This window comes from Mesorhizobium sp. M0052, assembly GCF_040323255.1.
In the GTDB taxonomy this organism is placed as follows: Bacteria; Pseudomonadota; Alphaproteobacteria; order Rhizobiales; family Rhizobiaceae; genus Mesorhizobium.
Genome location: NZ_JAMYUS010000025.1, coordinates 86,261 through 95,398, shown reverse-complemented (window position 1 = coordinate 95,398; position 9,138 = coordinate 86,261). Strand labels below are relative to the sequence as shown.

Sequence of the window (9,138 nt, the reverse complement as noted above, 5' to 3'; positions counted from 1 at the left end):
GGCTGGTGGCCTCGTTCATGTTTTTATTGCTCTGCAGGACAACTGACTACATGTTTGCGCCGGAGGGCTTAAACAAAAAATGCTTTTACTCAAACGGCCGCGCGTTGACCGCCGGGGCGCCTCATTTCTTCAAGTCGTCGAGATCAGTTGCAAGCCGCGACGCTGCCTGCGGCGACGCCTGTGCAGACTTCGTCCTTCTTGATCCAGCCGGCGTCGATGACGACGTTGAGGTTGTCCTTGGTGATCGCGACGGGGGTCAGGAACAGCGACTTGACGGTGTTGCCGTCAGGCGTGGTGAAGTCCTTGGCGCCGGCAATGTCGCCCGTCTTCTTGCCATCGGCAAGCTGCGAGGCGATCTCGGCGGCGTTCTTGCCGAGTTCGCGCGCGTCTTTCCACACCGACACCGTCTGCGTGCCGAGCGCGATGCGGTTCAGGGCGGCATGGTCGCCGTCCTGGCCCGAGACCGGAACCGTTCCGGCAAGGCCCTGCGCCGTCAGCGCGGCGACAACGCCGCCGGCGGTGCCGTCATTGGCCGCAACCACGGCATCGACTTTGTTGTCGTTGGCGGTCAGGAACTGTTCCATGTTCTTCTGGGCGTTGGCCGGCAGCCAGCCATCGGTATAGGCCTCGCCGACATTCTTGATCTTGCCCGAGTCGATGGCTTCCTTGAGCACTTCCATCGAGCCCGAGAACAGGAAATCGGCATTCGGATCCGAGCCAGAGCCCTTTATGAAGACATAGTTGCCTTCGGGCTTCGCCTTGAACACTTCGCGGGCCTGCATGCGGCCGACTTCCTTGTTGTCGAAGGTCAGGTAAAAAACGTCCTTGTTCTCGATCAGGCGGTCATAGCCGACGACCGGAATGCCTTCGTCCAGCGCCTTCTGCACCGCCGGGCCGATGGCCGAGGCGTCCTGCGCCAGGATGATCAGCGAGTTGGCGCCCTGCGAGATCAGGCTTTCGACGTCGGTCAGCTGCTTGCCGGGATTGGACTGCGCGTCGGCCGAAATGTACTTGTCGCCGGCGGCTTCGATCGCCGTTTTCATCGCCGCCTCGTCGGTCTTCCAGCGCTCTTCCTGGAAGTTCGACCACGACACGCCGATGACCTTGTCCTTCGCCTGCGCGACCGACATCAGCGCCAGCGACATGGCGACACCCGCCAGCATGGCGGCTGCAAATCTGTTCATTATAACCCTCCCTGCGCCGCCCACGGCGCGACAAAACCGGCCCGAAGGCCTGCACAAAGAGGCTCCATTTTTTCGAGCCTCGAAAAAATACTGGTTCAATGATAAGGCACTGTCAACATCGATTATGATGGATTCTGATAGCGTTGCCGAATTTTTTCGAGCTCCGCAATAAACAATGACAGGGCTGCCGGCGTCTGCCAATATTTGGCTGGTGCCGTCGAACGCCTTCACTATCATGAGGCGCGAGGAGGCCGGGAGGAAAACAAATGTCGGTTGGGATCCGCCACGACGATCTGCGCCGTCGCAACCGTGCGATGGTGATTTCGGCCGTGCGCCGGGCCGGCCAGCCGTCGCGGACCGAGATTGCGGCGACCACCGGCCTCAGCCATTCGACGATATCGGCAATCTCGTCTGATCTAATTCAAGAAGGCATCCTGATTGAAGGCAAGCCTGGCGAGACCGGCTCGCTGAAACGCGGCCGGCCGCAGGTCGGCCTTGGCCTCAACCCGGAAGCGGCGGCGGTCATGACCGTGGTGCTGTCGCTGAACTTCCTCTCCGTCACCGTCATCGACTATGCCGGCCAGGTGGTCGCGGAAGAACAGCGCCGGCTCGACACGCTGACCATGCCGCGCGACGAGCTGATCGGCGAATGCGTAGCAATCGTCGGGCGGCGTCTCGCGGACCCGGACCTCGATGTCCAGAGCATCGCCCGCATTGCCATGGGCATCCAGGGCATCACCGATTCGCAGGCGCGGGCCATGCTGTGGTCGCCAATCACGCCACTGACCGACATTGCCTTCGCCGACATGTTGGAAGCGGAATTCGGCATTCCTGCCACCATGGAGAACGACTGCAATATGATGGCGGTGGCCCTGCAATGGCGCCAGCCCGAGCGCTACCGCGACAATTTCATCGCGATCCTCTTGTCGCACGGCATCGGCATGGGGCTGGTGCTGAAAGGCGAACTGTTCACCGGCACCCATTCCTCGGGCGGCGAGTTCGGCCACATGATCCACCGTCCGGGCGGCGCGCTCTGCCGCTGCGGGCGGCGCGGCTGCGTCGAGGCCTATGCCGGAAACTACGCCATCTGGCGCAGCGCCAAAATGATGAGCGAAGATGCCGAGCCGGTCGATATCGGCGACGCTGATATGCGCGCACTCGCCGCGCGCGCCCGCGAAACCGATGGCCCGGAGCGCGAAGCCTATCGCAAGGCCGGTGAGGCGCTCGGCTTCGGCCTCGGCAGCCTGTTTGCGCTGATCGACCCGGCGCCTGTCGCCATGGTTGGCGTCAGCGCCGCCGCCTTCGACCTGATCGAGCCGGCATTGCGCGAAGCGATCGCCCAGACCGCCGGCGGCCAGCACTCGAAATCGATCTCCTTCGACACCGAGCCCAACGAGCTGCCGCTGATCCGCGAAGGCTGTGCCATGCGCGCGCTCGGCTTCGTCGATCAGGAGATTTTCGCGCCGGGCATTCAGGCCAAATCCGGCAAGCATGTCGCCTGAATGGCCGGCAACGGCGCGACGCGCAGCATCCTAGTCTTCCCTGATCGCGTAGCCGGCGCCGCGAATGGTACGGATGACATCCGGCATGCGGCCGTTGTTGACCGCTTTGCGTAAGCGCCCGACATGGACGTCGACGGTTCGCTCGTCGATGTAGATCGTCTCGCCCCAGACATTGTCGAGCAGCTGGCTGCGCGAGAACACGCGGCCGGGATGGCGCATCATGAATTCGAGCAGCCGGAACTCGGTCGGTCCGAGCCTGATCTCGCTCTTCTTGCGGTAGACACGGTGCGACTCGCGGTCGAGCACGATGTCGCCGACCTTGAGCACGCTGGACAGCACTTCCGGCTTGGCCCGGCGCAGCAGCGCCTTCACGCGCGCCATGAACTCCGGCGTCGAGAATGGCTTGACCAGATAGTCGTCGGCACCGGTGGACAGGCCGCGCACGCGATCGCTTTCCTCACCGCGCGCGGTCAGCATGATGATCGGCAGCCGCTCGGTTTCGGGCCGCACTCTAAGCCGCCGGCAGAGCTCGATGCCGGAAACAGCGGGCACCATCCAGTCGAGCACCAGGAGATCGGGCACGTTTTCCTGCAGGCGGATCTCGGCCTCGTCGCCGCGTGTCACCACCTCGACGTGATAGCCTTCGGATTCGAGGTTGTAGCGGAGGAGCACGCCTAGCGGCTCCTCGTCCTCCACGACCATGATGCGTGGCGCGATCATAGGCAGTTCACCCTCATCAGGCCGGCGTGGCCATCGCCGTCTCGTCCTGCTTCGGACGATTGGCGGGCAATTGCTGGCCGGTCAGCACATAATACGCATTTTCGGCGATGTTGGTGACATGATCGCCGATGCGCTCAAGATTCTTGGCGCAGAACAAGAGATGCGTGCAGGCGGTGATGTTGCGAGGGTCTTCCATCATGTAGGTCAAGAGCTCACGAAACACGGACGTGTATTTGACGTCGATGCGCTCGTCGTCATTCCTGAGTTTTGCAAGAGCTGCCGCATCGGTGGCGGCATATTCCTCGACGACGCCTTGCACCTGGATCAGCACCAGCTGCGCCATGGCATCGATGGAGTGCGAGAGGTCGCGCGGCGTGACGCTCAAGCCCACGGTGCCGACGCGTTTGGCGATGTTCTTGGCGAGATCGCCGATGCGCTCGAGGTCGCCGGCCATGCGGATCGAGCCGACCACGGCGCGCAGATCGTTGGCCATCGGCTGGCGCTTGGCGATCAGCGTGATGGCGCGGTCGTCCAGTTCGCGCTGGCGCGCATCCATGATGGCGTCGTCGGAAACGACACGCTGTGCCAGCGCATTGTCCGAATTGAGCAGCGCCCTGGTCGAGCCGCTGACCATCGAGCCTGCCAGATCGCCCATGTCGCGGATCAGCTTGCTGATCTGCCCGAGCTCTTCATCGAAGGAGGCGACGGTATGTTCACCCATGATCTTGGTCCTCGTGCCTGAAAATTCACCCGCCGGACGGCTCAGCCGAAGCGGCCGGTAATGTAGTCCTGGGTGCGCTTGTCGTCGGGGTTGGTGAACATCTTGTCGGTGGCGCCCTCCTCGACGAGATAGCCGAGATGGAACATCGCTGTACGCTGCGACACGCGCGCCGCCTGCTGCATCGAGTGGGTGACGATGACGATCGTGTAGTTCTGGCGCAGTTCGTCGATCAGCTCCTCGACACGGGCGGTGGCGATCGGATCGAGCGCCGAGCAGGGCTCGTCCATCAGGATCACCTCCGGCGACACGGCGATGGCGCGCGCGATGCACAGGCGCTGCTGCTGGCCGCCGGACAGGCCGGTGCCGGGCTCCTGCAGGCGGTCCTTGACCTCGTTCCAGATCGCAGCCTTCTTCAGGCTCTGCTCGACGATCTGGTCCATGTCGGACTTGCGCTTGGCCAGCCCATGGATGCGCGGGCCGTAGGCGACGTTCTCGTAGATCGACTTCGGGAACGGGTTGGGTTTCTGGAACACCATGCCGACGCGGGCGCGCAGTTCGACGACATCGATGTTCTTGTCGTAGATGTCGTCTTCATCGAGCGTGATCTTGCCGGTCACCCGCGCCGAATCGATGGTGTCGTTCATGCGGTTGAGGCAGCGCAGAAAGGTCGACTTGCCGCAGCCGGACGGGCCGATCAGCGCCGTCACCTGGTTCTGGCGGACGTCGAGATTGACGTCGAACAACGCCTGCTTCTCGCCGTAGAAGACGCCGACCTTGTCGCCGCGCATCTTGATGACTTCGTTCGACTTGGCGTTCATTTTGTCGCCCACTGCATTCTCAAGGGACTGTTCGGTCATGATGTTCATACCAAATTGCCTTTTTTCTACCAGCGCCGCTCGAACCGGCGCCGAAGCACGATCGCGGTGATGTTCATGGCCATGAGGAAGACGAGCAGGATGATGATGGCGCCGGACATGCGCTCGACAAAAGCGCGCTCAGCCTCGTTTGCCCACATGTAGATCTGCACCGGCAGCGCGGTCGCCGGATCGAAAGGCGTCGTCGGATAATCGGCGACGAAAGCGACCATGCCGATCAAGAGCAGCGGTGCTGTCTCGCCGAGCGCACGCGCCAGGCCGATGATGGTGCCGGTAAGGATGCCTGGGGCGGCAAGCGGCAGGATGTGATGGAACACCATCTGCATCTTGGAGGCGCCGAGACCTAGGGCCGCCGAGCGGATCGACGGCGGCACCGCGGCGAGGGCGGCGCGCGTGGCGATGATGATGGTCGGCAGCGTCATCAGCGTCAGCACCAGGCCGCCGACGAAGGAAGCCGAGCGCGGCATGCCTAGGAAGTTGATGAACACGGCAAGGCCGAGCAGGCCGAAGACGATCGACGGCACCGCCGCGAGATTGTTGATGTTGACCTCGATCAGGTCGGTGAAGCGGTTCTTCTTGGCGAATTCCTCGAGATAGATCGAGGCGGCGACGCCGATCGGCAGCGCCAGCAACAGCACGATCACCATCATGTAGAACGACCCGATGATGGCCACGCCCATGCCCGACGTCTCGGGCCGGCTGGAGGCGCCATAGCTGAACAGGCCGGTGTTGAAATGCTCGGCCATCACGCCGTCGGCCTTGAGTTTGTTCATCCAGTCGATCTGCTGGTTGGACACCTTGCGGCGCGCTTCATCGACGCCGAGGTCGATCTGGCCCTTGAAGGCCGAGTCGAGATTGGCGGCAGCCAGGATGTCGACATCGCGCGTCGTGCCGATCACCGAGGGATCGGCGGAGACGATGTCGCGCAGCTGGACCCGCGCGCCTTCCGACAGGAAGCCCTTGAGCTTCAGCATCATCGGCTTGTTGGCCGGATCGATGCCGAGCTTGGCCACCAGCGCGTTTTCGGCGAGCTTGGGATAGTTCGCCTTGATCAGCACATTCGGGTCTGTGGCACGCTTGTTCGAGGGGTCGATCACCTTCTCGTCGAAGGTGACCGGCAGCGTCACCGTCGTCTGCCAGAAGGCGGTGTAGCCTTTCGAGACGATGGTGATCAACATGATGGCCAGGAACGCCAGGCCCACCGAGATCGCAATCACGCCATAGATGCGGAACCGGCGTTCGGCGGCATAGCGCGCCTTCAGCCCGATGTCGCGGCGCGGACGCGCGACGGCACCCACCATCGTGTCCAGGGGGATGTCGGTCATTCGTACTGCTCCCGGTACTTGCGCACGATGTAGAGGGCGACGATGTTCATCACCAGCGTCAGCGCGAACAGCGTCAGGCCGAGCGCGAAGGCGACCAGCGTCTGCGGCGAGTTGAACTCGAGATCGCCGGTCAGCTGGTTGACAATCTTGACGGTGATGGTCGTCATCGCCTCGAACGGATTGGCCGTCAGATTGGCGGCGACGCCCGCCGCCAGCACGACGATCATCGTCTCGCCGATGGCGCGCGACGCCGTCAACAGGATGGCGCCGACGATGCCGGGCAGTGCCGCCGGCAGGATCACCCGCTTGATCGTCTCGGAGCGCGTGGCACCGAGGCCGAGCGAGCCGTCACGCATTGCGCGCGGCACCGCGGTGATGATGTCGTCGGACAAAGAGGACACGACCGGGATCAGCATGACGCCCATCACCAGACCGGCGGTGAAGATGCTCTGGCCCTGGATGAAGGGCGAGCCGCCGGTGAGTGCCGCCGACAGGTCGCGCAAGAACGGTCCGAGCGTGACAACGGCGAAGATGCCGTAGACGATGGTCGGAATGCCGGCCAGCAGTTCCAACGCCGGCTTGACCACCGAGCGCACACCGCGCGAGGCATATTCGGACATGTAGACCGCCGACATCAGCCCGACCGGCACTGCCACCAGAAGGGCGACGGCGGCGATGTAGAGCGTGCCGGCGAGAAGCGGGATCAGGCCGAACTGACCCTGGCTGCCGCCGGAACCGGCGGCGGCGAAACGCGGATCCCACACCGTGCCGAAGAAGAAGCTCATCGGCGACACGCTCTCGAAGAAGGTGATGGTCTGGAACAGCATCGACAGCACGATGCCGACCGTGGTCAGGATGGCGATGGTCGAGGCCGCAAGCAGCCCCCACAGCATCAGCTTCTCGACGTTGTTGCGCGCCCTGGCGCGCGGCGCGATCTGCCTCAGCGCATAGAAGGCGCCGGCGACCGACAGCGCGAAGGTCAGCACGGCGCCGAACAGGCCGAGCCGGTCCTGGACCTGGTTCGCCTCGACCGCGATCGGGATCATATAGTCCTGGGTGTCGCTGGCCAGTGCCACGCCCTTGGCGGCGAGCAGCGGCTGCAATTCGGCGAAAGTAGCGGGAAGTGCGGTATCGCCATCGAGCCGACGCAGGCCCTTGGCCAGGCTCTTCACCAGGCTGGCGTCGAGCGCTTCGCTGGCGACCTTTGTGTCGGCGGTGCGCTCGGGCAAAGCGGCATGGATATGCCGGTCGAGATAGAAGGAAGAGCCGATATCCCAGACGGCGAGCAAAAGGACGGCAGGCAGGACCGCGAGCAGAAAGGCCCACCAGCCATGATAATGCGCGCGCGAATGCGGCTTGACCTTGCCGGTATCCAGCGCCGCGGCGCGCTGGCGGCCGACCACAAAAGCGACCACGCCTATGGCAATGACTATGGCGAGTACGAGCAAGGACGACATAACCCACCCCAGGGAAAATTCAGATCGCCGCCGCCGTTGCGGCAAGCGGCGAAATCAGGGCGCGGAGTTCATCCGCGCCCTGCTCCGTCCGTTGATTACATCGTCTTTCCGGCGGCGAAGGCGTCGCGCTGGCCCTGACGTTCGGCGTCGGGAGCGGAAACCAGGCCGTACTGGGCGAGCGGGCTTTCCGGGCCGATCATCTGGTCATCAAGGAAGAACTCGACATATTCCTTGAGGCCGGGAACGACGCCCAGATGCGCCTTCTTGACATAGAAGAACAACGGCCGCGACACGGGGTACGTGCCATCGGCGATGGTCTGCGTCGAAGGCACGATGCCTTCCACGGTAGCGACCTTCAGCTTGTCGGCATTGTTCTCGTAGAAGGCGAGGCCGAACACGCCAACGCCGGTCTTGTTGGAGTCGATGCGGGCCAGCGTCTCGGTGTAGTCGCCATCGATGTCGACAGCCTTGCCGTCCTTGCGGATGGCGATGCAGGTTTTGCCGATTTCCTTGTCGTCGGCGATGCCGGCAGCCTTCAAAGCGGCCTTGTCGCAGCCGGCGTCGAGCAGCTTGGCCTCGAACACTTCACGGGTGCCGTGCTTCTCACCCGGAATATAGGCGGCGATATCCCAGTCGGGCAGCTTCGGATTGACCTGGTTCCACTTGGTGTTCGGGTTGTCGACCAGCTTGCCGTCGACGACCAGCTTGGCGGCGAGCGCCTTGTAGATGTCGGCGGGAACCAGCGCCCAGTCCGGACCCTTGATGTCGGTGGCAAAGACGATGCCGTCATAGCCGATGCGGACTTCCTGGACGTCCTTGACGCCGGCGTCGGCGCAGGACTTCAGCTCGTCCTTCTTGATCGGGCGCGAGGAGTTGGCGATGTCGATCGTGTCTTCGCCGACGCCCTTGCAGAACTCCTTGATGCCGGCGCCGCTGCCGCCGGACTCGACCACCGGGGTCTTGAAGTTGGTGAAGGTTTCGCCGAACTGCTCGGCGACGATCTTGGCGTAAGGCAGCACGGTCGACGAACCGGCGACCTGGATCTGGTCACGCGCAGCGGCGACACCGGACGATGCGGCGAACGCTACCGCCACGGCCGATGCCGTAACGAGGAATTTCTTCATGTGGCCTGCTCCTGTTCGGAAGATGGTCTCTTGGCGCCCTCTTCAAACCGGCGCCCGCTGAGGCCAATAGCCTTCGATTATTACAGTCGCATGACAGTTTCGTGTCAGCCCGGTAACGTCGCACAGACGCCTCGTGAGCCGCAGCCTTTAAGCCGGTTTGTGGGGATGGAAGTTGCCGCTGGAATCAGACGCTTGCGCGATTCGTGCTGGCATCAAGTCCCGGCAGATCG

Annotated in this window: 8 protein-coding genes; 1 reads left to right on the top strand and 7 read right to left on the bottom strand. The window is 63.3% G+C overall.

Annotation, left to right across the window (positions count from 1 at the left end; translation table 11 throughout):
- Positions 1-143: 143 nt before the first annotated feature.
- Complete coding sequence (gene xylF, locus NKJ77_RS27310) at positions 144-1,184, bottom strand: D-xylose ABC transporter substrate-binding protein (protein ID WP_023727290.1); 1,041 nt, start codon at positions 1,182-1,184, stop codon at positions 144-146.
- Positions 1,185-1,450: 266 nt separating this feature from the next.
- On the opposite strand from xylF, the gene NKJ77_RS27305 reads away from it, so the two are divergent.
- Positions 1,451-2,686 carry an ROK family protein gene (locus NKJ77_RS27305; RefSeq protein ID WP_023683969.1) on the top strand — a complete coding sequence of 412 codons (1,236 nt, stop codon included), beginning with the start codon at positions 1,451-1,453 and terminating at the stop codon, positions 2,684-2,686.
- 30 nt (positions 2,687-2,716) lie between these two features.
- Here NKJ77_RS27305 and phoB read toward each other — a convergent pair whose 3' ends face one another.
- The 6 genes from phoB to NKJ77_RS27275 form a co-directional block, all read right to left on the bottom strand.
- A complete protein-coding gene (gene phoB / locus NKJ77_RS27300; protein WP_031193203.1) occupies positions 2,717-3,406 on the bottom strand; it encodes a phosphate regulon transcriptional regulator PhoB in 690 nt (229 codons plus the stop codon).
- Positions 3,407-3,422: 16 nt separating this feature from the next.
- Positions 3,423-4,127, bottom strand: coding sequence for a phosphate signaling complex protein PhoU (gene phoU / locus NKJ77_RS27295; protein ID WP_023670109.1), 705 nt, complete (start codon positions 4,125-4,127; stop codon positions 3,423-3,425).
- A gap of 41 nt (positions 4,128-4,168) precedes the next feature.
- Positions 4,169-4,993, bottom strand: a complete 825-nt coding sequence (pstB, locus tag NKJ77_RS27290; RefSeq protein ID WP_023670110.1) for a phosphate ABC transporter ATP-binding protein PstB — start codon at positions 4,991-4,993, stop codon at positions 4,169-4,171.
- Positions 4,994-5,010: 17 nt separating this feature from the next.
- On the bottom strand, positions 5,011-6,327 hold the full coding sequence (gene pstA / locus NKJ77_RS27285; protein WP_352536010.1) for a phosphate ABC transporter permease PstA: 1,317 nt from the start codon (positions 6,325-6,327) through the stop codon (positions 5,011-5,013).
- A complete protein-coding gene (gene pstC, locus NKJ77_RS27280; protein WP_352536009.1) occupies positions 6,324-7,784 on the bottom strand; it encodes a phosphate ABC transporter permease subunit PstC in 1,461 nt (486 codons plus the stop codon). Before pstC ends, pstA begins: the two co-directional genes overlap by 4 nt.
- A 95-nt stretch (positions 7,785-7,879) precedes the next feature.
- On the bottom strand, positions 7,880-8,908 hold the full coding sequence (locus tag NKJ77_RS27275) for a substrate-binding domain-containing protein (protein WP_352536008.1): 1,029 nt from the start codon (positions 8,906-8,908) through the stop codon (positions 7,880-7,882).
- Between the last annotated feature and the right edge of the window lie 230 nt (positions 8,909-9,138).